This is a genomic window from Kitasatospora mediocidica KCTC 9733, from assembly GCF_000744225.1.
GTDB classification, from domain to species: Bacteria; Actinomycetota; Actinomycetes; order Streptomycetales; family Streptomycetaceae; genus Kitasatospora; species Kitasatospora mediocidica.
This window is the reverse complement of record NZ_JQLN01000005.1, coordinates 1,774,393-1,797,590: the sequence shown is the minus strand read 5'-3', so window position 1 is coordinate 1,797,590 and position 23,198 is coordinate 1,774,393. Positions and strand designations below refer to the sequence as shown.

Here is a 23,198-nt window from a genome sequence, read left to right as displayed (position 1 = left end):
AGGGATCGACCGATGCCCGCTGCCGGGATGCTGCCGGGCTGGCCCCGGATCAACCTGCAGATCGCGTTCAACACGGGCGGGACGCAGGGCGGTTCGCCGCTGTGGAACGACGTCACGGGCCGAATCCGGGGCAGTTGGACGGCGACCGGCTCGGGCCGGCAGTACGAACTCGACTCGGTGCAGTCCGGCACCGCCTCGTTCACCCTCGACAACACCGACGGGGCGTTCGACCCGGGCAACGCGGCAAGCCCGTTCCACGGCAGCATCAAGCCGTACCGGCTGCTGCGGGTCACCGCCACGTGGCCGCCGAGCGCCAACCAACTGCCGCGCGACTTCGCCACCGGCGCCGGGACCGGCAACGCGGTGGCGACGGTGGGCACCCTGTCCACCGCGACGGTGGCGGCGGCCCCGAGCGGCCAGACCCAGGCCATTGCCTGGGCGCTGCCGCCCTCGACCGCCGCCGCCGTCGGCCAGGGCCACAACGGCGCGTTCAGCCAGTGCGACCCGACCGGCATCCCGGTGATCGGCCAGCCCGGCCAGTCACCGGGACAGCCGTGGTCGCTGAGCGTCTACGTGTCCATGGCCACCGGCGGACAGGCCGGCCTGCAGATGTGGGCCCGCATCTCCTGGTACGGCCAGAACGGAACGCGGATCGCCACCACCGACGGCGCGCCGACCGCCATCCCGACGCAGCCCGGGTGGGTGCGGGTGCAGTCGAGCGGCACCGCCCCGGCCGGCGCGGTCTGGGCCCGCGCCGAGCTGACCACCTCCCAGACCACCACCGTGGCGAGCACCCTGTTCATGACCGGGTGGCAGTTCGAGCAGGCCACCGCGCCGAGCGCATGGGTGGACCCGGGCACCACCTACCCGGTGTGGTCCGGCTACGTCGAGCGGATGCGGCAGCAGTGGCCCAAGGGCGTGGCCTACGGCACGGTCGAAGTCGGGTGCGTGGACGCCCTCGCGGGTATCGCCCGGCTCACCCTTCAACCCAGCCTGCAGCAGCGGCTCGCCGCGCTCGGCCCCGACGCGATGTTCGCCTTCAACGAGCCCTCCGGAGCAACGCAGTTCGCCGACGCCACCGGCCGGCGCGCCGCCCGGCTGCCGCAGGTCGCCCCGTCCGGGGCGGGCAGCGCCACCATCACGAGCGGCAACTCGGTGCAGGGCGGCGGCTCGGTCGGGAACGCGGGTCCCGTCGTCACCCTCACCAACCCCGGCGCCGGGCAGTCCACCAACCAGCCCGGCATGTTCATCGGCCCCCCGCCGAGCGGGCCCTTCGGGCCGCCCGAAACCGGCGGATGGACGAGGATCGTGTGCTTCCGCACCACCACCACGCCCGCCGTCCGCCAGGCGCTGTGGACCTCGTTCGCCCCCGGCGCGGTCGGGGGCACCGGCTCGAAGTCGTACGTCGAGATGTTCATCGACAGCTCGGGCCACTTCGGCGCCGGGATCTCCAACGCCGACGGCAGCGCCGCCTCGACCGTCGGCGTGGCCGACATCGCATGCTGCGACGGGTCATGGCACATCGGGATCGTCCAACTGAGCGCCGACGGAACCGTGTTCACAGTCGCCTGCGACAACCACGGCTACATCGGCACCACCACGGGCGACTACCACACCACCGGGTGCACGACGGACTCGATCGGCGGACTGGTCATCGGCAGCTCGGCGTACCTGCTGTTCTCCGGTGACATCGCGTACGCGACCGAGATCCCGTACGAGATCGGCAACGACGACGCGTACGACATCGGCGTCGGCTTCTCGCTGGGCTGGTCCGGCGACACCTCGACCCAGCGAGCGCAGCGAATCCTCTCCATGGGCGGGTACCCCGGCCAACTCGCCTCCCTCAACGCCGCCGAGGTGATGGGCCCGGCCGACTTGGCAGGCCAGAACGCGGGCGCGACGCTGCAGGTGGTCGCCGACTCGGAAGCGGGGCAACTGTACGCGGACGCCTCCGGCGTCGTCACGCTGGCCGGCCGCCGCTGGCGCTACCTGCAGACCGCCCCGGCCGTCCTCCTGGGCGACGGCCCCGGGGAGGTGCCCTACCTGGGCGACCTGTCGGTCGATCTCGATCCCGATCACGTCTACAACACGATCCAGATCACCAACCAGACCGCCGCCGGTCAACCGCAGCAGCCCGACACGTTCGCCTCGAACGCCGTCTCGGCCGGCGAGTACTTCCCTTCCAGCCTGGCCCGCACGATCAACGTCCAGGACCAGACCGAACCCCTGTACGCCGCCAACTACCTGGCCGGCCAGTACGCCGAGCCGCAGCCGCGGGTGTCCCGTGTGACGCTCGACCCGTCGAGCAACCCGGCGCTCTGGCCCGCCCTGCTGGGCCTCGGCTTCGGGACCCGGGCACGCCTCATGCGCCGCCCCAACGCCTCGCCCTCGACGATCCAACTCGACACCTATGTCGAACAGTTGGAGTGGCGCGGCGACGATCAGGGGCAGTTGCAGCTGTCTTTGCAGCAGTCCGCCGCCGCCCCGTACAGCGGGTGGCTGATCGCCGCCGCACTGCACACCACCCTCGCCACCCCGGCCGCCGCCGGCGCCTCCACCGTCACGCTGTCCGCTCTGAACGGCTCGGCCGCCAACCCGGCTGCCTCCGTCCTGCCGGGCGGCACCACGCTGACGATCGGCTACGGCACGCCGGTGGCCGAGACGGTGACCGTCGCCCCCGGCGGCGTCGCCACGACCAGCCCCGGCTACACCAGCGTCGCCGTCACGCTCACCGCCCCGCTGGCCAACGCCCACGTCTCGAACGAAGTCGTCTGCCAGCCCCTGCCGGCGGGCGTAACGCTGCCCACCCCGGCCGCCTACCCGGCGAGCCTCGACGCCGCCGCCACCCTGACCGCCACCGGCGGCCCCCGCGCCGCCTACTGAACGGAGGTCCCGTTCCTTGGCCGGACTCCCGGTCCCCGTCCCCTACTCCTGGTCCGTGGCGGATGTGTTCACCGCCACCATCGGCAACAACACCCGCGACAGTCTGAACTTCCTTCTCGGGCCGCCGGTTTGCATCGCCACACAGGCAACCGTCCAATCCATCCCCTACCAGGTATGGACACCCCTTTCCCTCGACACCACCCAGCTCGACCCGTACGGAACCCACAGCAACACCGTCAACAACAGCCGCTTCACCGCGCCGGTGCGCGGCTGGTACACCGCGTGCGGCGTCGCGTCCATCAACGCCAACGGCACCGGGGCCCGCGGGGCCCGCCTACAGGTCAACGGCCAACCGGTCGCGGGCGGGTGCAGCTTCGGCCTACCGCCCTCGTCGAACGCCTCGGGGATCGCCACGCCGACCCGCGACATCCTCATGAACCCGGGCGACTACCTCGAAGTCGCGTCCTGGCAGTCGTCCAGCGGCGGCGCCGCCCCGACCGGCATCTACACCGACATCTGCACCGCTCTGTGGGTGCGCTGGTCCCACTCCTGAGCCCCGCCAACGACGAAGGGAGCGCCCTTGAGCGGGCTGCCGCTCACCACCCCGTACAGCTGGAACGTCGCCGACTCCTTCACCGCCAGCATCGGCAACGGCATCCGCGACCAACTGACCTTTCTCCAAAAGCCTCCGGTGTTCGTCGGCTACCAGGGCACCTCTCAGAGCCTCGGCAACCAGACGTGGACCCCGCTCGGGATCGACGTCGCCGCGATCGACTCCTACGGCGGCCACTCCACCACCACGAACCCGAGCCGCTACACCTGCCAGCCCGGGGCCGGCGGGTGGTACACCGTGTGCGGCGTCTACGCCCCTACCGCCAACTCCACCGGTTTCCGGGCGGTCAAGATCCAGGTCAACGGCGTGGCCGTCTACGGCGCGAGCATCTACGCGCCATCCATGGGGCCTGAGGTCGGCCTCGCCACCCCGACCCGCGACTTCCTGCTCAACCCCGGCGACTACGTCGAGGTCTGCGGCTGGCAGTCGTCCGGCGGCAGCCTCGGCACCGTGCTCGACAGCGACATGCGGTCCGGTCTGTGGGTCCGGTGGTCACATGCCTGAGAAGCTCAACTTCGCTTCGGTGTGCGCGAGTTGTGGCGCACCGCCGGTGGTGCAGTGGCAACGCCGCTCCGCCGACAACCCCGGGCACACGGTAGCCGTGTTCGCTTGTGCCGCCCACGGCATCACCCGGGACCTGGCCGCGCACATCCACGCCGCCACCTGCACCGCCCCCGCCGCCGCGCACCTTCCCGGGTGCGACTGCACCCCCGAGCCGCTCGCGGCCGGCCCGGCGTTCGCCACCCCGACACCCACCGCTCTGCCACCGGGCTGGTGAACAGCACCCGCCCCTCGATCACTCGCCCCCGCGCCGTCCGGCCGGGGGCTTCCTCATGTCCGGAGGTTCCTTGACCACCCGCCCGCACCGCTACGTCGCCGCCCACGAGCAGCACGTCGCCCACCGCTATACCGTCCACTACCCGCCGCATCCGCCGCGCGAGGGCGATCCGCACTACCGCGACTTCGAGCACTTCCGCCGCCGGACCCGCGACAACGCGGTGTGTCACTTCGCCGAGCGCCGGCACGGCGACACCAGCGAATGCGACGGCACCCTCGAACTCCACCATGCGCACGTTGAGTTCGCGCTGACGAACGCCGTCGATCTCGCGCTGCTCGAAGCCGACTACCCGGGCATCGGCGACCCCGAGACGGTCGGCGCCTGGGTCGAGTCCGCTGACAACCTCGTCTGGTACTGCGCCCGCCACCACCGCGGCCCCGGCGGCGTCCACACCGCCACCGCCTCCGACTTCGAGGCCGAGGTGTACGTGCGGGGGCTGATCACGTGAGCCGGCTGTCCGTCCTCGACGACACGCTCGCCGCCCGCGCCACCCGCGCGTTCGGCAGCATGCCCGCCTTCTACCTGCTGACCCTCTACGGCCTGCTCCCGCTCGCTCTGCCGAGCGCACAGACCACGCTTCTGTACTGGTCCAACTGCGTGCAGCTGATCGCGCTCCCGTTGCTGATGGTTGGTCAGAACGTGCTCGGCCGCGCCGCCGAGCAGCGCGCCAACGAGACCCACGACGCCGTGCTCGACGAACTCGCGCTGCTGCGCGCCCTCGTCGCCGGCCAGACCGCCCCGCCGCCGGCGGCACCATCCCCACGCCCCGGGAGGAACCCACCATGCCTAGCCGTCCCACCGACCCCAACCTCGACCAGGCCGCACAGGCCGCCCTCCTGACCGAGAGCCACAACGGCCCCACCGAGCCCGACGAGCAGCAGCTGCTCGCCGCCCAGTTCGGCGCCCCGAACGCTGCTGGCGTCTACGGCGCCCCGACCCCCGAGGGGACCCCCGCATGAGCATCGACACCATGATCGCCGCCGCCGAGCGCACCCTCGGGCTGACCGGCCGGCCGAACTACATCACCCAGGACTACGCCGCCCGCGACGGCGCCGAGTTCCTGTCCGCCGCGTGGTGCGACGAGGGCGTGACCTACTGGGCCCGCCAGTCCGGCGAGTTCACCGCGGCCTGCTTCGGCGCCGACTACGCGTACACCGTCGCCCATGCCCAGCGGTTCGCCGACGCCGGCCAGTGGCACGCCGGCGCCGGCGGCATCGCGCGCGGCGACGTCGTGTTCTTCTCCTGGTCCGGCGGCACCACCATCGACACCATCGAGCACGTCGGGATCGTCACCGGCACCTCGGGCAGCTACGTCTACACCGTCGAGGCCAACACCGGCGACCAGGTCGCCCGACGCGTGCGCACCGCCGGCGTGATCGTCGGCTACGGCCGCCCGGCCTACAGCGGCGCCCAGCCCAGCCCGGCCGCCCCGGCGTGGCCCGGCCGCACCTTCAAGCTGACCAGCCCCATGATCCACGGCGACGACGTGCGCACCTGGCAGCAGCGCATGCACGACCGCGGTTGGAACATCGTCGCCGACGGCTGGTACGGCTCCGCCTCCGCCAGCATCTGCACCCAGTTCCAGCGCGAAAAGGGCTTGACCGCCGACTCGGAGGTCGGGCCGATCACGTGGGCCGCCGCCTGGACTACCCCCATCACCTGAGCCGAGAGGACAAACCCGTGACCGACTCCACCCGCCGCACCGTCCGAACCGCCCTGCAGACCCTGCTCGGCCTGCTCGCCGCGCTGCCGCTGCTCGTCTCCACCAGCGGTCTGCCCGCCACCCTGCCCGGCCTCGGCGTCGCCCTCGCGGTCGCCGCCGCGGTCACCCGGGTCATGGCGCTCCCGACCGTCGAGCAGCTGCTGCCCGCATGGCTGCGCACCCCGGCCCCGGCGCCGACCACTGCGGGGGTCACCGCCGAGTGAGTGCCCCGACAGACGGCGGTCAGCTCGACACGCTCGCGCTCTGGTGCGGCGCCCTCGTCGCCGTCGCCAGCGCCGCCGGCCTGCTCTGGCGGATCACCCGCTCGATTCACCGTCTGGTGCGCCACGTCGAGGACGCCGTCGCCGACTGGGCCGGGACCGACGAACACCCCGGCGTCATGGCCAGGCTCGACCGGATCGAGCACCGTATCGGCGCCATCGTGCACGAGCTGCACCCCAACTCGGGCACGTCGCTGCGCGACGCCGTAGACCGCGTGGACCAGCGAACCGCTCGCCACCTCGACCCACCGTAGACAGCACTGCGCCCCCGTACCGGCTGCCTGCCGGTACGGGGGCGCCTTTGTCGTTGCTGGTCAGATGAGAGGCCGAACGAGCGAGTCGTACCGGGGCGCGTCCGGGTAGGGCTGCATCGTCCCCATCCACCGGTACCCCCACCGCTCGTACACTGCCCGGACCTTCGGGTGTTCCTCCTCGACCAGGAGGTGCGAGCGCTCTTCGATCCGGTGAGACATCAACTCTTCGTGCAGAGTGTGGGCGATCCCGGTGCCGCGCCAGGGCTCGCGCACCATCACCTCGCACAAGGCGAACGTCCGGGTGTCCGTCTCCGTCAGTTCCGCGTCAGGAACCGGTGTCAGCAACCCCGACCAGCGGTAGGCAGCGGTCCGGGCGAAGCCGTACGCGTAGCCCACCGGCTCGCCGCCGATCTCGCCGAACGCACAACCCCAACGGGATCCACGAGCGTGGGCGTGCAACCGCTCGGTAAACCTCTCGATCGAAAAGAACGGATCCGTGGCAGCCTCATCGCGGTACACCTCGGCGTAGACCGCGAGCAGCTGGTGCTCGACCGCGGCGAAGTCCTCGGCGGCGTAGTACGTGACTGTCAGCGTTGCGGCGTCCAACGGTCCGACACCCCTCTCAGGCGGTGGTGGTAGTCACGTCGTACCGTTCCACGAACTCGTTCGTCTCGGGAAGTGCCCTCTTGGCCACATCGTCCCGAAACGTGTGCAGCTTGGCAGCCCATCGCGGGCAGTTCACTGAGCCGTACAGGTCGAGTGCCTGCCCAGCGGTCGCAACGGCCTTCTCCGGTTCCTGGGCTGCTAGGTGGCACTCCGACAGATGAACCAGCTTGGCGAAGCGGTTGCGCTGGAAGGCGGACCCGAGCAGGCGCATCCCCTCCTCCTCCTGCCGCACCGCTTCCTCCGGCTGGCCGAGTCCCATGTGCGCCATCGCAGCCGCGCCGAGCAGTTCCCCAGGGCCGACGAACCTCAACCACGCCGGTGCACTGTCACTGGCCTGGTCCAGAAGTGCGTCAGCGCGGGCGAGCGACGCCCCGCACCGGGCGCTCTCCCCTGCTGCGCCGTACCCCAACGCCAGGCGGCCATGGAGCAGGGCGCCGAGACGGGGGTCGCGCCCGCCGCGGGTGGCGTCGAGCGCGGCCCGCGCGATCGTCACTGTTTCCGTCGCTCGACCGAGTTCCCAGGACTGGCGTGCCATGTAGGCCCAGATCCGTGCCTGCAACAGGCGGTCGCCGGCCAGCAGGGCGCCACGTAGTCCGGCGTCGAAGTTGCGGGCGGCGCGGGTGTGGTCACCGCTGTCGAATGCGAACCATCCGGCCGAAGCGCTCAGCTCGCCCTGGACCTGGTACAAAGCCTTCTCGACATTCGGTCCGTACAGACAACGTCCCATGGCGTTGGCGATCTGTCCGGCGTAGTTCTCGGCGACCTCGGCGAGTTGCTCACCACCGTAGGCGTCATCGACGGCGTGTAGCTGGTCGATGCTCTCGCGAATCCGGGCAACATCGCTCATCCCTATGCGCCCGGCGGCAGGCAGCGGGGCAAAGGCGAAGCTCAGCAGGTTGCCGGTCGCGGCGATCATGAACTCGCGGCGGAGCACGGGGGCGTTCTCCTGACGGTCGATCGGATGTCCTGTCAGCAGCGTAGACGGATCATCCAATCGGGCAAGTTGGTGCACTCGGGTGCCGGTGAGAGCGAAGCCGAGCCTGTCCGCCGGCACTTTGAACACGCTCATCAGTGCCGCGATGTAGTGCAGGTGAGGCGTCCTCGCCTCGCCCGAGAGCCACCGGCGCACCTGTCGGTCGGTGGCGTTTCCGGGAGCGCCGAACAACTTCTGTTCAGCGGAGTTGACCGCGGCGGCAAGCTCGCTCGCCTTGAGGCCGTGCTCCGTCATCAGAGCGCGTAACGGAAGGTTCGGGGTTGGGTCCGCCATCGTCAGCTCCCTCCATACCGGTACCGGAGGTTACCCCCTGACGCCGGGTCATCACAGCGTGAAAACGTCCGGGTCGCTGAATCGGGCGAGCCTGAAACGTCCTATCCCGCTTGGCACCCAGAGTCGTTGACTAGGTATCAGCAGATCGGCACGGGAATCACAAAGCCCGCTACCTGCGGGAATGAGCCGAACCTGCCCAGCTCGAACACGTCGTCGGCAGCCGCTGGCGACCAGCCACCATTCATCCCTCGCGGGTCTCACCAGCGGGGCGCAACGGAAGGATCGGCACATGATCATCACCATCGCGGCCACGGGCGACGAGGACGAGAAGACCGGCGGCAACCAGGACCACGCCGACGGCAACGAGAGCCACGGCCAGTAGTACGAGAGTTCGCTTCCCGGGCCCTGCGAGCGCGCCGGGCCCGGGGGGCGGATTCCCAGGCCAGTGACCACCACCACCGAGCTCGCCCCGGCCGAAGCCCCGCCAGCCGTCGTCGCTCACCTCCCCTACGACCTCCGGTCCGCAGGAAGTGCGCGACGAATGGTCCGCCAAGCGCTCACCGAGTGGCGAATTCCTGAGCTGGTCGAGGACGCTGTGCTGATCACAACCGAGTTGGTCAGCAACGCGGCCAAGACCGGGTGCAAGCGCCACATGACCGTCAGCATCACGCGGATCACCCAGCAGACTGTGCGCATCTCGGTCCGCGACGGCTCCCGCGCGCTGCCATGCCTGATCCTCGACGCCGGCAAAAGCGAGGGTGGTCGAGGGCTCGCCCTAGTTCACAGGCTCACAGGTGGTCAGTGGGGCGCCCAACTCGAACCGCTCGGCAAGATCGTGCATGCCGACCTGCGGACCCACCGCAAGATCAGCTGACACCCCCCATTCTCCGCCCGCTGCCGTGTGCAACCACCACGGCCGAGCGGACCGGTGCCGGTTGCGCACGCCCCCCGTCGTCGCAGCCGGCACCACCCCAACTGCCGCCGCCCGACCCCCCATGCCGGACGGCGGCCGTCAACCCTCCAGGAGGAGCAGATGAGCACCACCACAGCGACCGGCGTCGAGCTGGCCGAGCTCGGGAAGTTCTTCAAGATCACCGCCCGCCGGTTCGACGCCGGCGAGGCCGCGCCGGAGATGTTCAGCACCGCGATCGACGCGGCGTGGCACCAACTCGCCGAGGACGCCGAGGCGCACAGCGCGTTCACCGCGGAGCACGCCGGCCGCGCGATCGTTCACGCCGAGACGGGGGGCCGCGGGTTCATCGCGTGGGTCGCCGCCTACGAGGAGGCGTACGGTCCGCTCCCGGAGATCTGGTTCACCGACGCCAGCGGCGTCGTGGACACGACGGCGCTCGCCGCCTACCGGAAGACCGGCCAGGTGGTCGCCGAGTGGAACTGTTCGCCGGCCCCCGGCGACGGCGACGGCCACACCCCGGCCGAGATCGCCCGGTGACGGGTTGATCGCCATGCACTACGACGGAGCGTCCCGGCCCACGGCCGGGGCGCTCCGCCTCGTTTCTCCCCGGGCGACGAGCCCGGCCATCGTGGACGTGACCGGCTACGCCACCGCCATGTTCGAGCACTGCCCGTTCCTCGAACGGTCCGTCCTGCACGAGATGACCGGGTGGACGGTGTACGAGATCGCGCCCGGTGCCCACCGGTACGCCGTCGAGGCTGAGTTGTTCCACGCCGCCGTTCAGGCGGCGGAGTGGATCCGACCGCTGATGGGCCGGACGGACGGCGCGTTCGTCTGCGAGAACATCGTCATCACGGGTACCGTCCCTGACACCGACCACCATGAGTTGATGGCCTGGCCGCACTGGGCGTTGAAGCACCTCTATGGGCCCGTGGGTGTGATGTTCGGCAAGTTCACTCAAGGCGCGCACGAGCTGGACAAGTTCGGCCGGAGCATACCGACACCACCGTTCTCGTTCATGCCGGTTCGCGCGGCCGTGCGCCCCCGCGATCCCCAGTTCTTGAAGGACACGCCCGATCTTGCGCGGGCCGTGGCCGTGGCGAACGACGATGGCCGAGACGTGTTCGAACACATCCCTTGCGATTGGAAGGCGGTGCGGGCATGGGCGACTTCACTCCCTGTCCCCCCGAGGCAGTGACGGCGGCAGAAATCATTTGTGGGCCCGTGGAGTTGAGAGCGATCACGGATCGGCGAGGGTCGGCCGTGTGGAAGGCGACCGGGCCGCTCGGTGCGGTGGCGGTCAAGCTGGGGTACAGCGCCGACGGCGTGACCGCAGAGATCACCACGCGGGAGGCCGCCGTACTCGACGCCCTGCCGGACTACACCGTGATCGCCGGGCGTTCTGGTCCCGACGTTTGGTACGTCACCACCTGGCTCGACGGCCCGTCCACCTGGGACCTGTTCGAGCCGGTTCGCAAGGGCCCCGACGGTCGTGTGACTGCCCTTGCCGGTGCGGTGGCGCTGTGCCGGGCTGTCGCTGAGTTCCATGCCGCTGGCTGGGCTCACGGCGACCTGCAACCGGCCCATGGGATCCACACTCCGGCTGGCGCGAAGTTGATCGACTTTGCGCTGTCGTTGCGTCAAGGAACTTTGCCGTGGCGGAAGTTCGAGGGAGGCATGACCCACCTGGTGTCACCGGAACTCGCCGCGTGGATCAACAGCGGTCTACAGCCGGTGGAACCGTCGCCCACCGCCGACGTGTACGCACTCGCCGGGACGTTGTGGACCTGCGCAACCGGCCGGTGGCCGTTGGACTACGACGCCGCCAGCATCGACGTGCAGCTCACCAGCCCGGCCGACCTCCGGAAGGCCATCGCCGCCGGCATCCCACTGACCACAGAGCGCCCGTGGCCGCAGCTGCAATCGGCACTCGGCACCGTCCTTACCGTCCCCGCCGCTGACCGGCCCACCGCTGCGGAACTCGGAGACCTCCTCATGGATGTGCAGCTGTGAATGTGCGCCCGGCATCCCCCGACGACGCCGCCGAGCTCGCCCGGATCCACGCCGCGATGGTGGGCGTTGATCTCACCGGGCCGTGGCGCGACCGACTCGCCCAGTACCTGCGCGGGCAGCTGGGCGGCGACCGACTCGGCGCCTTCGTGATCGACGCCCCGGCCGGCGGGCTCGCGGCGTGCGCGATCGGTGTCGTACACCAGGGGCTGCCGGGCCCCGACCACGCTGGCGTCTTCGGACAGGTGCAGACCGTCGTCACCGAGCAGCCGTTCCGCCGACGCGGCTACGGTCGAGCGGTCACCCGGGCGCTGGTCGAGTGGCTGACTCGCCAGGGCTGCACCCTGGTGACGCTCAGTGCCAGCGACGACGGCGCACCGCTATACGCGTCGCTGGGCTTCACCCCGAACCGGCGCGCCATGCGTCTGGTCGGCACGCCCTACCACCGGGCGTGACTGTGGCGGCAGGGCTGGGGCTACTGCTCTCCTCGCTCGCTCGGGTCCGTCACGAACGAGCCCATCCCGAACTCGGTCCGAACCAGTTTCAGACGGCGCAACTCGGCGAACACCTTCCCCGCGGTCACCTTCGCCACCGAGAACTCGTCCTCGATCATCCGACTGGAGATGAGACAACCAGGCGTGTAGCCGTCGGCCCCTTGCCCGATTCTGGCGCCGAGCACGGCAACAATCTGCGGCCACTTCGGGCGGGTGGGGTCAAGGTCGGTCACGGGGGCAACCGTATCCGGCTGCACGCCACCACGCCTGGCTACTGCCAACAGTAGGGAGCTATGGACAGGTATAGGGAGGTCCGTTATTTTCATGAGAAAGCAGAACCCCCGGAAGCCGATTAGGGCCGGCGACCGGGGGTGACACATCGACAGCTTTAGGGAGCTGCCAACATGTCCGACCTTACATTCTGGGTTTGGCTCTACACATGCCTCGGGGCCTTGGTGCTCGCGTTCGCCTCGGCGCTGTACCTCAGCAGCACAACGGAGACCCCGACCGGCCGCCACCGCGCCGGGGCGCCTCGCCCGGTGCGGGTCGAGCTGGAGGGACTCCGCGCACCCGCCTACTACCGCCGCACCCCCGAGCCATTCCCGGTGACCACGCCCAAGCCGAGCCCGGCACCCGTCCACCTGCCCGCGCCCGAGCCCGAGCCCGAGCGAATCGCACCCGCCGACCCGACCCGGCAGCAGATCGAGGCCGAGTACCGTCCGATCACCGGCCGCGTGGTGCCGTTGTGGGACAAGACGGAGGAACGGCGGCGTCAGGTCCGACTCCGGGCCCTCGCGGCAGTGGCCGAAGGACTGCCCGACCTTGAGTACACCTTCGAGGGTGCACACAGCCTCGGGGCGGTGGCGTGATGACTCTCGCCGCCACCAGGATGCCCACATGCGGCGCCCCGCGCCCCGGACAGTCCACCGGCGCCCCGTGCAGCCGTGAGCCGTTCCACCGAGACGACCACGCGAACACCGCCGGCGAGACGTGGCCCCGCCTCGCTCCGGTGCGCTGCGCCCGGTGCGGCGGTCCGGCCCCCAAGCCGGTCCCGATAGGGCACCGGGAAGCCCCGAGCGGCCCCGGGGTCACCCTCTGGGCGTGTTCGTCGAGCTGCCTCTCGTAGCCCGCCAACCCCACCGGCACAGCCCCGCCCAGCACCCGCCGGGCGGGGCTTCGTGCATCCTGTGCAGGGCAAGCCGCAGTCCGCCATACGCCTACAGTGTGTGACGAGAGCCCCGGGCGGCGAGCGCCCAACTCGGCCGACGATTTCATGATCATCTGTGCTGTCATGTCAGCACGCGGGGGCATCAGGCGGCACCCGCCAGCATCGAGCGGCATGGATCCTGTGCCGGTTTGTCCTGATTCCGAGCATCGCCGCAGGTCAAATCTCGGCAAAAGACGAGTTCGAATCTCGTATCCTCCGCCCTTCGCCCGCCAGGGCTGACAGAGGGCCCCGACCAGATTGGTTGGGGCCCTCTGCCGTTTCATAGTCCTCAATGACGCGGTTGCTACGTCTCAGACCGAGCCGCCGAGAGAGCGCTCGGCGTTGTCGATGAGCTCCTTGTACGTGATGACCTCAACCCGGTTCACGTGTGTGTTGAACGTCCGAAGGGCTTCGTTGATCTCCTGCTCCGGCACGTCCGGCTGGAGAGCCGGGTGGCCGATCAGAACGATGGCGCTTGCTCGACGCGTCTCGATGCTGAAATCCTCGAAGATCCGCCGACGGTCCTCGTCCAGCCCGACCAGATAGTTGACCGCTTGGCCAACGGCATCGTGCACGTGCGCAGTTGGCACCCACGCTCCGCGGTGTCGCTTCACCAAGGCACCCGTCATGCTCATAGCCCGCTTCAGCTCGACGATGTGAAGACTTCCGTCGCCGCGAATCAGCGGAATGTCGATCTCATCACCGGGTACCAACCGGCGCTGAGCGGCTTCTCCGACGAAGCGCCCACCGAAGATCCAGTACTGCCCTTCCAGAGCCCGCTGCAGGTCCAGCTCTGTGGCCGCTTCGTCCTCCGCCACCTTGCGTAGAGCGGCCAGCCGGGCGGACCTCTTCTGGAGTTGGGCCGCCCGGAGAATCATCTGACCTTCTGGATCCGCGGCCAGGAGAGCCCACGCCTCTGGTGACGCAGCAATCCGCTGAGCGGCTTCCTCCGGATCATCAATGTCGATCCGCTCCTGAAGTACCCTCTCCAACCAGATCATCTTCTCCGCCCGACCACGGATGAGTGAGTACCGTCCCGGTCGTTCGCCTGGGGCTACGAGATACCGTGCGTCATGGCTGAGCGAGTCGATGTGGGCAAGCAGCCCCTCCGCTCCCGCGTCCGGATGCTCCTCCAGGTATCGCCTCCCCGCATCGGCTGCGAAGTTGAACTTGATCTCAAGCATGCCTGCGACGAACCCCAGCAGCCCCTCGTTACGCGCGCCATCCTGAAACAGGCGGTAGCGCTCATCGAAGTCCGGCTGCAGGATACGCCCCTCGGCGTAGTCGATGGAGTCCTGCAGGAGTCGCACAACTCCCCACTCACCTAGCTCAGCGGCCTGCCCGCGCGCTGCGCCTAGGAGTTGAACGAGTACTCTGCCGCCCTTGCGGTGTCCTCCCCGTCCACTTCTCATGTGCTCGAGCGCAGAGGTGATCACACGCTTCACGTCGTCGTTCGCTACCTGCTCGTGGACGTACTTGAGCTGTAGGTCCAGCGAGAAATCTGATCGGACACCCATGCAAGTGAAGTATGAATGATGGGTCCGACAATCCTCTCAGCATCGCGCGACGCGAGCAGGTCTCCCAAAGAGGTCGGTTGGACCGTGACTGCCATGGCCCGTGCCAACTCCCATAGTCCCCACTTCCACGCAGGACCGAGATCACGGGTGAGCACAACGCCGCCCGCCTCGACCGTAAGGGGCCTGCGTCAGGTGGGCCTTGCGCCTCAGCCGGATGCGCCTGCGCTCGTCCTGTCCGTTCTGTTCCTGCGGTCTGCCCCTTTTTGCCGGGCCTTCTCCTTCTCGCGAGCGGCCTCCTCCAGGGCCTGCATGATCTCCTCGTCGACCAGCGTCCCGGCGGCGTCGTGGTGGGCACGGGCGGTCGTGGAGTCCACGCTGACCAGCGACAGGTCGGTCTTCCCGCCTCTGGGGGCCTCGGCGATGAGGCTTCGAGCAGGGTGCTGAACACTCCGGCGTCCCGCCAGACCCGGCCCACCGGTCCTACCTGGTTCTGCCCCAGGACGGGGGCAGAACCAGAAGGCTAACCACAACCTCACCCGATCCCCCGAACTCAAGCCACCACGGCAGTCGGGGCCTTCGGCTTTCCCTGGCCCTGGAGTCGCCAGTGCAAATCGGCGTGAGAGGATCCGCCTGCGCTGCCCGGCAGCGCACGGCATCCGCCATAAGCGGACCTCACAGGGGGACACCATCAGAACTCGGATAGGCGCCGTCAGTGGCGCCCTCGTACTCGGCGCGCTCGCTCTGCCGGCCCTCGGCCAGGCGAGTGTCTCCGCCGCTGTCACCGACCTCTACGTCAGCAACACCGCCGGCGCCAACTGCTCCGACTCCGGTGCGGGCAGCCAGGCGCAGCCGTACTGCACCATTTCGGCCGCCGCAGCGGTCGTGCAGCCCGGCCAGACCGTGCATGTCGCGGCCGGCACCTACCCGGAGCAGGTCAACATCACCCACTCCGGCACCGCCGCCGCGCCGATCACCTTCACCGGCAAGGGCGTGGAGTACAGCAACGCGACCTTCGTCGGCAGCAGTCCCGGCAGCAAGGCGCCGACCGCGTACGCCTTCTCGCTCTCGGGCGTTCAGCACGTCCGGATCAAGGACTTCTGGACGAACGGCAGCTCCGGCAACGTGCTGGTCGACGGCTCCTCGGACATCGCTCTCTCGGGCGACCAGGTCCAGGGCTGGTACCAGGCTCCGGCGATCCACGTCACCGGCTCCTCGAGCGCGGTGACCATCGCGCAGAACCGCTCGCTCGGAGGCACCGGCTCCTTCGGCCAGGTGGACCCGGGGGCCCAGGGCGTGGTCATCGCCACGAACGTGATCCGGAACGGCCTCAGCTTGGACGGCCGGGCCGCCCTCACCGTCAACGGTGCTCCGGGCACCGTCGTGGTGAACAACACCATGTCCGGCGGCTGCTCCGACGCCCTGGACGTCACCGGTGCGGCCACCGGCACCGTGATCGAGAACAACGTGATCTCGACCGGCGACGCCGACAACCACATGAACAAGCTCTGCGACACCGCGGCGAACTTCGTCGGCCTGAAGGTGGACCAGGCGGCCACGGCCGGCACCAAGGTCGCGTACAACGTCTACGACGACAAGGACGGCAGCCCCGCCTACAACTGGGCCGGCACGAAGTACAACACCGTCGCGGACTACGCCACTGCCAGCGGCCAGGGCTCGCACGACATCATCGGCAACAGCGAGTTGCGCTGGACGGAGGAGCCCAGCCAGCCGGCCTCCCCGCTGGTCGACTCCGCCGACGAGAACGCGCCGGGCATGACCGCCGGCGACGAAACCGGCAACCAGCCGGTGGACGACCCGTACACGCCCAACACCGGTACCGGCAAGGGCATCCGCGACCGCGGCGCGTACGAGCTGCAGAACTTCGGTACGTACTACAACCCGCTCGGCCCGGTCCGCCTGCTCGACACCCGCAACGGCACCGGCGTCACGGTCGGCGCGGTCGCACCCGGCGCCACCGTCGAGCTGCCGGTCACCGGTATCGCGGGCGTCCCGGCCACCGGCGTCACCGCCGTCACCATGAACGTGACCGTCACCGACCCGACCCAGGCCGGCTTCCTCACGGTCTACCCGCACGGCGATGAGCTGCCGGTGGCGTCCAACCTCAACTGGACCTCCGGCGAAACGATTCCGAACCTGGTGACCGTACAGGTCAAGGACGGCAAGGTCTCGTTCCACAACAGCAGCGCCGGCACGGTGAACCTGGTCGCCGATCTGTTCGGCTACTACTCCACCTCGGGCAGCAGCTACAAGTCCACCGCCCCGGTACGCCTGCTGGACACCCGCAACGGCCTGGGCGCGCTGCAGCAGGGCAACCAGATCGACCTGCAGGTCGCGGGCGTCGACGGCGTCCCGGCCAGCGGCGTCTCGGCGGTGACCCTCAACGTCACCGTCACCGGGCCGACCGACTACGGCTACCTGACCGCCTACCCGCACGGCACCAACCGTCCGACCGCCTCCAACCTCAACTGGGCCCCGGGACAGACCATTCCGAACCTGGTCACCGTCCCGGTGGTCGACGGCAAGGTCTCGCTCTACGCCGGGGGCGGCATCGGTTCGGTCCACGTCGTCGCCGACCTGGCCGGCTACTTCGTCAACGGCGGTGGCACCTACCACGCCCAGGCCCCACAGCGTGTGGCCGACACCCGGACCGGCTATGTCGCCGGCGGCTCGGGCGAGTGGGTCGCGCCGCAGCAGATCGGCCCCGGCCAGACCCTGGACCTGTGTGTGACCTGCGGCCTGGAGAACAGCACGGCCGTCACCCTGAATGTCACGGTGACCGACACGGCGGCCCCGGGCTTCCTGACCGTGTACCCGCAGGGCACCAACCGCCCGGTGGCCTCCAACCTCAACTGGGTGGCCGGCGAGACCATCCCCAACCAGGTGGTGGTCCAGCCGAACAGCAACGGCGAGGTCTCCATCTACAACGGCGGCTGGAGCCCGATCGACCTGGTGGTCGACGAGAGCGGCTACCAGATCGGCTGACCCACCACGCACCACCCGAGAGCGCCGGCCGCCAACGAGGAGCTGTCCGCCCGATCATGTGACGATCACCCGCCTTGGTCGTTGGACCGGGCATGGGGCGGGGCGGTTTGACGGATGCCGAGTGGGAACGGTTGCGGCCGTTCCCACCGGTCGGCAACAGGCGTTGTGGCCGGCGGCGGGACCACCGTCAGGTCCCTCGGCGCCGCCCTCTACGGTATCGCCCTGCTCCCGCTCGCACGGTCCACCAGTCTGGCTGCGACGTGACTGCCAGTCATTTCCCTTTGCTGACAATGGAGAAGGGCGGACGGTAATCTCTGGCTGTCTGTCAGATCTATTGGGGGGTCTCGATGACCGGCATTGAGGTCGCGGTCGCCTGCATGGTCGCGTGGGCGGCCCGCAAGGCAAAGCGGGTGGCGGGGCGGGTAGACGCGGAAGTGGACCACGGGCTGGATGCCGCGATGGACCACCTGCACGACGTGGTCAGCCGCAAGCTCGGCGAGGACCGCGCGCTGGCGCGGCTGACCGAGGATGCCGAGGCGGGGCAGTCGGAGCCCACGAACGACACGCGCCAGTGGCTGCAGTTCAGCTTGCAGGACGCGGTCCAGCGCGATCCCGGCTTCGCCGAGGCCCTGCAGCAGGCGGTGACCCGGTATCAGGCCGCCGCCGAGCAGGGGGGCGGCCAGGCCGGCGGAACCACGCTGACCGGTAACACCTTCTCCGGGCCCACGGCCCTGCAGTTCGGCAGCAACAACCGGCAGGAGAACCACTTCGGGCCGCGGGCATGAACGATCCGACGCCCCACTCCCCGGGTGGGGACGGAGTGTCGGGGAGCACCTTCGGCGGGCCCACCGGTGCCCAGGCCGGGAGCCACAACACCCAGCACAACACCTTCATCCTGGCGCCCGCCCCGCCGGAGAGCACCGGACGCCGCTGGCGGACCACCGTGGGCATCGCCGCCGCCCTGGTGCTGATCGGCACGACCGTGGTGGTCGCGGTCGAACTCTCCGGCAACGGGCGCACCCGTGACACCGGGCAGGTAACGGGCACCTCCGCCGCCGGCGCTCCCGCGGCGGACACGTCCGCGCCGGCCGCGTCACCGACGCCGGCCAGGTCGCCCAGCCGGCCCGCCGTCCCGGCGCCAGTGGCGTCACTGAGCCCCGACTCGGACACGATCCAGTTCCAGGGGCAGGTGCGCATCGCCGAGTCGGGACCGCGGCTCGACCTGGTTCCGCCGGGCAGGGACAACTCCTATCTGCGCGACCTCACCCTGAGTTTCGCCGACCCGCCACGCATCACGGGCGACGACTACACGGGCTACAACCCGACACCGCTCGCCATGTGGACCGACACGACCAGGATGCCCACCAGGCAGGAGTGCGCCGACCTGATCGCCACCAAGGGCATCGGGACCATCGCGGTGAAGAAGGGGACGGTGTTCTGCGACCACACGCACGAGGGACGGATCGCCGTGCTGACGATCACGGACACAAGCAACGACTACAACACCGGGGAGATGGCCGAGGCCGTCGTCTGGGCAAAGGTCTCCGGTTAGGGCCGTCTGGTCGATCGTTCGGATCAGCGCCCGGTGTTGGGCTCCCGGCTGGGCGTGCGGCTGGGCGTGCGGGCGAAGCATCCTCGTACTGGGTCGACTTGGGCTGCCGAACTGCCCCTCCCTGTCACAGCATCAGGTGCACCACAGTGGTCAGCAGGTAGGCCACCACGAAGACAACCGCGGTGCGGCGCAGGCTCATTGCCCAGAGCAGGACGGCGGCACTGCCGAACCAGACCAGGTCCAGCGCCGCCCGGGCCACGCCGTGCAGCGGCACTGTCGCACCCGGCGCGCCGAACACTGCCCAGACCACGACGTACCCGACCAGCAGGACGAGGGCGAGTGCCCAGCGACCCGGCCGAGCCACCCGCCGGGTGAGCCCGAACCGCACGGCGACGGCGTAGACGGCGAGTTCGAGCAGAAAGGCGAGCAAGTCGTCCGCCAAACGCAGCGCCTCGGTCACCGCGCACCCCCGGCAACCCGCCGCGCCGTCTCCAGGTGCAGCAGCGCCAGCGCGCCGGCTCCGAGCGCCATCCCCGGATTGCGGGTGCGCACCCCGATCGCGGCATCCCCCGCCTGAACCGCACCCGCGAGCAGCAGCACCGCCGACAGCGCCGATCCACCACGCCCGCGCGCCAGTTGGCGCAACAGCACCGCCCCCAACGGCAGCGCCCGGGCGGCGTACGCCTCAGCGTAGAACCGCACGCCCCCGGTCACCGGCTCCTCCTTCGGCAGCCCGATCCCCGGGTTGATCAACCCGGCCGCACAGGAGGCCATCGAGAGCACCGCCGCAGCGGCATTAGCGATCACCAGCGGCTTCGACAGCGCGCCCGTTCCAGTCCCACCCATATCAAACACACCTCAAACGATTCGAACTATGAATGATTCAATAGAGATAGTATCGGTGCCATGAGCGCTGTCAACCCTCTTTCGCTGACCTCCTCGTTGTCCTTCCGCCTCGGCACCCTGGGCACCATCGCCACCACCCGCTTCACGGCCGCGATCGAGGACCACGGACTCAAGCCGAAGCACGTCGCCCTGCTGGCCGCCCTCGACGCGGGCGCGGCCTCCTCGCAGCTGGAGCTGGCGCAGGCGATGGGCGTGGCGCCGAGTCTGGTGGTGAGCATGGCCGACCAGCTGGAGGCGCTGGGCGCGGTGGTGCGCGAGCGCGACCCCGCCGACCGCCGCCGCCAGATGCTCGCCCTCACCGAGGACGGCCGCGCCCTGTTGCACGAGTGCGCCGCCCAGGCGCACGCCATCGACGCCGAGTTGGCCGCCGCTCTCTCCCTCGCCGAGCGCGAGTCGCTGCGCCGGGCCCTGGGCGTACTCGCCCGCGAGGCCGGCCTGCCGGTCGAGGAGTAGCCCCAAAGTTCTGCGGCGACCCTGGTCACCTGGGCAGCGGGCCCTCGTTGTCCAGGCGCTTGACGAAGACCCGGGCCGCGCGCATTAGGCCGACTGTGGGTGAACTCTTCGGGCCCATACCGGAATGCCGACCTCCCGGGGGATCAACCAGGGGAGGTCGGCATTGGCGTCCTTGCCGCGCCGTGCAGTGCCCAGCACCGCCGCTTTTGCTGCGGCGACCGGCGGCCCTGCTCGGTCTGCTCGGTCCTACTCGGCCCTACTCGGTCCTACTCGGTCCTGCTCGGCCCTACTCGGCCCGCAGCGCGGTGGCGGTCCGTGAGCGTGCCGCCCAGCCGGCTGGCAGCAGTGCCCCGAGCAGGGCGATCACGACCCCGGCGGCCAGCAGCGGAAGGAGCAGCCCGGCGGTGTAGACGTGAGTCACGCTCGGTGGCAGGTGCCGGCCGATCGCGTGCCCCATCGGAGCCTGGGTCGCCTTCTCCACCACGACCCCGAGCGGTACCCCGACGAGTCCGGCGATCAGGCCGGTGAGTGCCACCGAGGTCAGCACCATCGCGACGGTCTGTCTGGGCGTCATCCCGAGGGCCTTGAAGATCCCCAGGTCGTGGACCCGCTCCCGGGTGTCCTGCACAACCATGCTCAGCACCCCGAGCGCGGCGACCACGGTCAACATCAGCGTGAACATCGCCACCAGGGTGCCCATGATGATCACCAGGAGGTTCGTGTCGGACGAGTTCGACTGGACCGAGGCGTTCAGCGGGGTCAGCGCGGCGGTGGCTGCGGTGGACCAGTCCGTTCCGTTGGCGTTCGAGGCCAGCTCGACGTTGAACTGGTCGATGCGCGGGGTCAGTCCTGCGGCGGTGAAGGTGGCCGCATCCGTCATGGCCGTGTAGTCGGATCCATGGGTGTCGAAGTTGATGCCGACGACCTTCAGTGACACTTGCTTGTTCTGCTGCACCACGGTGACGTCGTCACCGACACGGATCCCCACCGCCGAGGCCAGCTTGTCACCGACCACGGCCTCTCCGGGCGCCGAGTACCAACGGCCGGACAGCAGCTGCATGTTCGTCCAGGAGAAGTCGCCGCTGACCGTGTACAGGACCGGCGGTTCGCCGCCGATCGGCGCGCCGACCAAGGTCGCGCCGCTGTCGCCCCAGCCGAACGCGGCCTTCGTGCCCGGGACCTTGGCGAGCGCGGCGGCCACCTTGGTGGCATCCAGGTACGCGTGGCGCGGGTCGTTGGGGCCGTAGAGACCCCACGGCGCGCCCACGTCGGCTGTGGGTATCACGATGTCCGACGCGACGTTGAAGCCCGAACTCATCGTAGTGGCCTGGTACTTGCTGAACGCGGTCCCCAACCCCACCGCGAAGGTGACGCTGACCGTGCCGAGCAGCACCGCCGCGCCGACCAGTACGGCCCGGGCCGGGCGGGCGAAGGGCTGGGCCAGCCCCAGCGACATGGCCCGGGGCAGCGGCAGCCGCGAGGCCAGACGCTGCGCAGTCTGACCGCGCCCGGCCTTCGGGGCGCGGCTGACCACCAGAGCCTGCACCGCCGGCATCCGGCCGGCCCGCAACGCCGGGATCGAAGCCGTGACGCCGACGATCAGCAGGGTGCCCAGCGACACCACGGCGCTGACCCAGAACGGAATCGTGGCACTGGCCGCGCCGAGCTGCTCGGATGCCCCGTTCAGGATCGGCCCGGCCGCGAGATTGCCGAAGACCGTGCCGAGCACCACGCCGAGTGTCGCCGGGATCATGGCCTGCGCGGTGTAGGCGCGGGCCACCTGCGAAGGCGTGAAGCCCAACGACTTCAGAATCCCGATACGCCGGATTCCCGAGGCCACCGCGCCGCTGACCACGATCGCGATGATCAGCACGGACAGGACCAGCCCGAGGATCCCGAAGGCGATCAGGAACGGCACGAAGGCCTTGGCGTTGCCGGTCGCCTGCTGTTCCGCGGTCAGATACGACTGTCCGTCCTCGACCGCGCCGGCCGGCACGGCGGCGGCCACCGCCTGCTTGTCGGTGGCGATGTCGGCGTCGGTCCCGGCCCTGGCGAACCGGTAGAGCATCTGCTCGTCGGTTGTGGCCCCGGCAGTGGTCAGCCGCGCGAAACCGTCGGCGGTGGCGAAGCCGGTCGCGCTGTTGGTCACCGAGTCGGCGAAGCCGACGACCTTGAACGACGGCTTGCCCGGCAGGGAGGAGAACACCACCGAAGAGCCGAAGCAGGCGTCGGCATAGTTGTTGGCCGGGAGGGCGATCTCGCCCGGACTGGTCGGCCAGCGCCCCTGGGTCAGCACCAGCTGGTCCATCCCGGAGGTGCTACCCAGGTCGGGGCGGGTGGTGACGGTGATCGGATGGTTGTCGTGACCGGCCCAGTCGGTCTTGGGGCAGTCGGTGCCGACGGTCGTGTCCAGGGCGGCGGCGATCGGGTACGGCCCGGCCGCCTCGGTGACACCGGCGACGTGCGCGGTGGCGGTGGTCTGCACGGCCGTGACCTTCGAACCGTCGAACTGGACCGCCAGGTGCGCTCCGTCCCGGGTGGTGAAAGCGTGCTCGAACGGGGCCTGCACGGCGGTCAGCAGGCCGAGGGAGAGTACGGATGACAGCACCGCGGTGAACGTCGTCAAAGCCATGACGAGG

27 protein-coding genes and 1 pseudogene are annotated in these 23,198 nt (G+C 69.8%); 20 read left to right on the top strand and 8 right to left on the bottom strand.

The genetic code is table 11. The features are described from left to right. Positions 1–12 precede the first annotated feature (12 nt). The 10 genes from BS80_RS21900 to BS80_RS21855 all read left to right on the top strand — a co-directional run bounded on the left by BS80_RS21900 (position 13) and on the right by BS80_RS21855 (position 6,571). The gene (locus tag BS80_RS21900; protein ID WP_035799849.1) at positions 13–2,883 is read left to right on the top strand and encodes a hypothetical protein; all 2,871 of its coding nucleotides are present in this window, start codon (positions 13–15) and stop codon (positions 2,881–2,883) included. Between the two features lie 16 nt (positions 2,884–2,899). Beyond that, on the top strand, positions 2,900–3,436 hold the full coding sequence (locus tag BS80_RS21895; RefSeq protein ID WP_035799843.1) for a hypothetical protein: 537 nt from the start codon (positions 2,900–2,902) through the stop codon (positions 3,434–3,436). Positions 3,437–3,463: 27 nt separating this feature from the next. Further along, on the top strand, positions 3,464–4,000 hold the full coding sequence (locus BS80_RS21890; RefSeq protein ID WP_051966892.1) for a hypothetical protein: 537 nt from the start codon (positions 3,464–3,466) through the stop codon (positions 3,998–4,000). Beyond that, positions 3,993–4,274, top strand: a complete 282-nt coding sequence (locus BS80_RS21885; protein WP_083975040.1) for a hypothetical protein — start codon at positions 3,993–3,995, stop codon at positions 4,272–4,274. Before BS80_RS21890 ends, BS80_RS21885 begins: the two co-directional genes overlap by 8 nt. Before the next feature lie 70 nt (positions 4,275–4,344). Continuing rightward, entirely contained in the window at positions 4,345–4,782 is a 438-nt protein-coding gene (locus BS80_RS39550; RefSeq protein WP_051966891.1) for a hypothetical protein, read from the top strand. Continuing rightward, complete coding sequence (locus BS80_RS21875) at positions 4,779–5,174, top strand: hypothetical protein (protein ID WP_051966890.1); 396 nt, start codon at positions 4,779–4,781, stop codon at positions 5,172–5,174. The genes BS80_RS39550 and BS80_RS21875 overlap by 4 nt, the downstream gene beginning before the upstream one ends. Further along, entirely contained in the window at positions 5,117–5,293 is a 177-nt protein-coding gene (locus BS80_RS40970) for a hypothetical protein (protein ID WP_157536458.1), read from the top strand. Before BS80_RS21875 ends, BS80_RS40970 begins: the two co-directional genes overlap by 58 nt. Further along, positions 5,290–5,997, top strand: a complete 708-nt coding sequence (locus BS80_RS37930; RefSeq protein ID WP_051966889.1) for a peptidoglycan-binding protein — start codon at positions 5,290–5,292, stop codon at positions 5,995–5,997. The genes BS80_RS40970 and BS80_RS37930 overlap by 4 nt, the downstream gene beginning before the upstream one ends. Positions 5,998–6,014: 17 nt before the next feature. Next, complete coding sequence (locus tag BS80_RS21860; RefSeq protein ID WP_035799839.1) at positions 6,015–6,260, top strand: hypothetical protein; 246 nt, start codon at positions 6,015–6,017, stop codon at positions 6,258–6,260. Beyond that, positions 6,257–6,571 carry a hypothetical protein gene (locus BS80_RS21855; RefSeq protein WP_035799837.1) on the top strand — a complete coding sequence of 105 codons (315 nt, stop codon included), beginning with the start codon at positions 6,257–6,259 and terminating at the stop codon, positions 6,569–6,571. The genes BS80_RS21860 and BS80_RS21855 overlap by 4 nt, the downstream gene beginning before the upstream one ends. Before the next feature lie 60 nt (positions 6,572–6,631). Here BS80_RS21855 and BS80_RS21850 read toward each other — a convergent pair whose 3' ends face one another. Beyond that, positions 6,632–7,177 carry a GNAT family N-acetyltransferase gene (locus BS80_RS21850; RefSeq protein WP_051966888.1) on the bottom strand — a complete coding sequence of 182 codons (546 nt, stop codon included), beginning with the start codon at positions 7,175–7,177 and terminating at the stop codon, positions 6,632–6,634. A 16-nt stretch (positions 7,178–7,193) separates the two neighbouring features. Then, a complete protein-coding gene (locus tag BS80_RS21845) occupies positions 7,194–8,504 on the bottom strand; it encodes a tetratricopeptide repeat protein (protein WP_035799835.1) in 1,311 nt (436 codons plus the stop codon). A gap of 445 nt (positions 8,505–8,949) precedes the next feature. On the opposite strand from BS80_RS21845, the gene BS80_RS21840 reads away from it, so the two are divergent. The 5 genes from BS80_RS21840 to BS80_RS21820 all read left to right on the top strand — a co-directional run bounded on the left by BS80_RS21840 (position 8,950) and on the right by BS80_RS21820 (position 11,882). Then, a complete protein-coding gene (locus BS80_RS21840; RefSeq protein ID WP_063772029.1) occupies positions 8,950–9,378 on the top strand; it encodes an ATP-binding protein in 429 nt (142 codons plus the stop codon). 159 nt (positions 9,379–9,537) lie between these two features. Beyond that, complete coding sequence (locus tag BS80_RS21835) at positions 9,538–9,954, top strand: hypothetical protein (RefSeq protein ID WP_035799833.1); 417 nt, start codon at positions 9,538–9,540, stop codon at positions 9,952–9,954. Between the two features lie 13 nt (positions 9,955–9,967). Then, a complete protein-coding gene (locus BS80_RS21830; protein ID WP_035799832.1) occupies positions 9,968–10,615 on the top strand; it encodes a hypothetical protein in 648 nt (215 codons plus the stop codon). A 65-nt stretch (positions 10,616–10,680) separates the two neighbouring features. Then, complete coding sequence (locus BS80_RS21825; RefSeq protein WP_232246558.1) at positions 10,681–11,430, top strand: serine/threonine-protein kinase; 750 nt, start codon at positions 10,681–10,683, stop codon at positions 11,428–11,430. Beyond that, positions 11,427–11,882 (top strand): GNAT family N-acetyltransferase, encoded by a 456-nt coding sequence (locus BS80_RS21820; RefSeq protein WP_035799830.1) that lies wholly within the window; start codon positions 11,427–11,429, stop codon positions 11,880–11,882. Before BS80_RS21825 ends, BS80_RS21820 begins: the two co-directional genes overlap by 4 nt. A 20-nt stretch (positions 11,883–11,902) precedes the next feature. On the opposite strand, the gene BS80_RS21815 is transcribed toward BS80_RS21820, so the two are convergent. Continuing rightward, positions 11,903–12,154 (bottom strand): GntR family transcriptional regulator, encoded by a 252-nt coding sequence (locus tag BS80_RS21815; protein ID WP_035799829.1) that lies wholly within the window; start codon positions 12,152–12,154, stop codon positions 11,903–11,905. Between the two features lie 171 nt (positions 12,155–12,325). Between BS80_RS21815 and BS80_RS21810 the strand changes: the two genes are divergently transcribed. Continuing rightward, on the top strand, positions 12,326–12,790 hold the full coding sequence (locus BS80_RS21810) for a hypothetical protein (RefSeq protein WP_035799828.1): 465 nt from the start codon (positions 12,326–12,328) through the stop codon (positions 12,788–12,790). Positions 12,791–13,439: 649 nt separating this feature from the next. Here the strand turns inward: BS80_RS21810 and BS80_RS21805 are convergent. Together BS80_RS21805 and BS80_RS42965 are read right to left on the bottom strand one after the other, a co-directional pair. Next, entirely contained in the window at positions 13,440–14,645 is a 1,206-nt protein-coding gene (locus BS80_RS21805) for a Shedu anti-phage system protein SduA domain-containing protein (RefSeq protein WP_035799826.1), read from the bottom strand. Between the two features lie 168 nt (positions 14,646–14,813). Beyond that, a pseudogene (locus BS80_RS42965) lies at positions 14,814–15,114 on the bottom strand (hypothetical protein); the annotation flags it as partial. A gap of 413 nt (positions 15,115–15,527) precedes the next feature. Here BS80_RS42965 and BS80_RS42960 point away from each other — a divergent pair. The 3 genes from BS80_RS42960 to BS80_RS21785 all read left to right on the top strand — a co-directional run bounded on the left by BS80_RS42960 (position 15,528) and on the right by BS80_RS21785 (position 19,200). Then, positions 15,528–17,648, top strand: a complete 2,121-nt coding sequence (locus BS80_RS42960) for a right-handed parallel beta-helix repeat-containing protein (RefSeq protein WP_083975037.1) — start codon at positions 15,528–15,530, stop codon at positions 17,646–17,648. Positions 17,649–17,995: 347 nt separating this feature from the next. Continuing rightward, positions 17,996–18,433 carry a hypothetical protein gene (locus tag BS80_RS21790; RefSeq protein WP_035799824.1) on the top strand — a complete coding sequence of 146 codons (438 nt, stop codon included), beginning with the start codon at positions 17,996–17,998 and terminating at the stop codon, positions 18,431–18,433. 35 nt (positions 18,434–18,468) lie between these two features. Continuing rightward, on the top strand, positions 18,469–19,200 hold the full coding sequence (locus BS80_RS21785) for a hypothetical protein (RefSeq protein ID WP_035799822.1): 732 nt from the start codon (positions 18,469–18,471) through the stop codon (positions 19,198–19,200). A 124-nt stretch (positions 19,201–19,324) separates the two neighbouring features. Here the strand turns inward: BS80_RS21785 and BS80_RS41970 are convergent, their stop codons facing one another. Both BS80_RS41970 and BS80_RS41965 read right to left on the bottom strand, forming a co-directional pair. Continuing rightward, the gene (locus BS80_RS41970) at positions 19,325–19,642 is read right to left on the bottom strand and encodes a YrdB family protein (protein ID WP_198045576.1); all 318 of its coding nucleotides are present in this window, start codon (positions 19,640–19,642) and stop codon (positions 19,325–19,327) included. 14 nt (positions 19,643–19,656) lie between these two features. Next, entirely contained in the window at positions 19,657–20,046 is a 390-nt protein-coding gene (locus tag BS80_RS41965) for a hypothetical protein (RefSeq protein WP_051966884.1), read from the bottom strand. Positions 20,047–20,106: 60 nt separating this feature from the next. Between BS80_RS41965 and BS80_RS21770 the strand changes: the two genes are divergently transcribed. After that, positions 20,107–20,559: a MarR family winged helix-turn-helix transcriptional regulator gene (locus tag BS80_RS21770; protein WP_035799820.1), complete on the top strand. Its 453-nt coding sequence runs from the start codon at positions 20,107–20,109 to the stop codon at positions 20,557–20,559. Between the two features lie 286 nt (positions 20,560–20,845). Here the strand turns inward: BS80_RS21770 and BS80_RS21765 are convergent, their stop codons facing one another. After that, positions 20,846–23,191 carry an ABC transporter permease gene (locus BS80_RS21765; protein ID WP_198045575.1) on the bottom strand — a complete coding sequence of 782 codons (2,346 nt, stop codon included), beginning with the start codon at positions 23,189–23,191 and terminating at the stop codon, positions 20,846–20,848. Positions 23,192–23,198 lie beyond the last annotated feature (7 nt).

Bases quoted from the DNA above. Each gene is read 5' to 3' on its own strand.
- BS80_RS21900 (WP_035799849.1), top strand. From the start codon at position 13: ATGCCCGCTGCCGGGATGCTGCCGGGCTGGCCCCGGATCAACCTGCAG.
- BS80_RS21885 (WP_083975040.1), top strand. From the start codon at position 3,993: ATGCCTGAGAAGCTCAACTTCGCTTCGGTGTGCGCGAGTTGTGGCGCA.
- BS80_RS40970 (WP_157536458.1), top strand. From the start codon at position 5,117: ATGCCTAGCCGTCCCACCGACCCCAACCTCGACCAGGCCGCACAGGCC.
- BS80_RS37930 (WP_051966889.1), top strand. From the start codon at position 5,290: ATGAGCATCGACACCATGATCGCCGCCGCCGAGCGCACCCTCGGGCTG.
- BS80_RS21845 (WP_035799835.1), bottom strand. From the start codon at position 8,504: ATGGCGGACCCAACCCCGAACCTTCCGTTACGCGCTCTGATGACGGAG.
- BS80_RS21835 (WP_035799833.1), top strand. From the start codon at position 9,538: ATGAGCACCACCACAGCGACCGGCGTCGAGCTGGCCGAGCTCGGGAAG.
- BS80_RS21830 (WP_035799832.1), top strand. From the start codon at position 9,968: ATGCACTACGACGGAGCGTCCCGGCCCACGGCCGGGGCGCTCCGCCTC.
- BS80_RS21810 (WP_035799828.1), top strand. From the start codon at position 12,326: ATGTCCGACCTTACATTCTGGGTTTGGCTCTACACATGCCTCGGGGCC.
- BS80_RS21805 (WP_035799826.1), bottom strand. From the start codon at position 14,645: ATGGGTGTCCGATCAGATTTCTCGCTGGACCTACAGCTCAAGTACGTC.
- BS80_RS21790 (WP_035799824.1), top strand. From the start codon at position 17,996: ATGACCGGCATTGAGGTCGCGGTCGCCTGCATGGTCGCGTGGGCGGCC.
- BS80_RS41965 (WP_051966884.1), bottom strand. From the start codon at position 20,046: ATGGGTGGGACTGGAACGGGCGCGCTGTCGAAGCCGCTGGTGATCGCT.
- BS80_RS21770 (WP_035799820.1), top strand. From the start codon at position 20,107: ATGAGCGCTGTCAACCCTCTTTCGCTGACCTCCTCGTTGTCCTTCCGC.
- BS80_RS21765 (WP_198045575.1), bottom strand. From the start codon at position 23,191: ATGGCTTTGACGACGTTCACCGCGGTGCTGTCATCCGTACTCTCCCTC.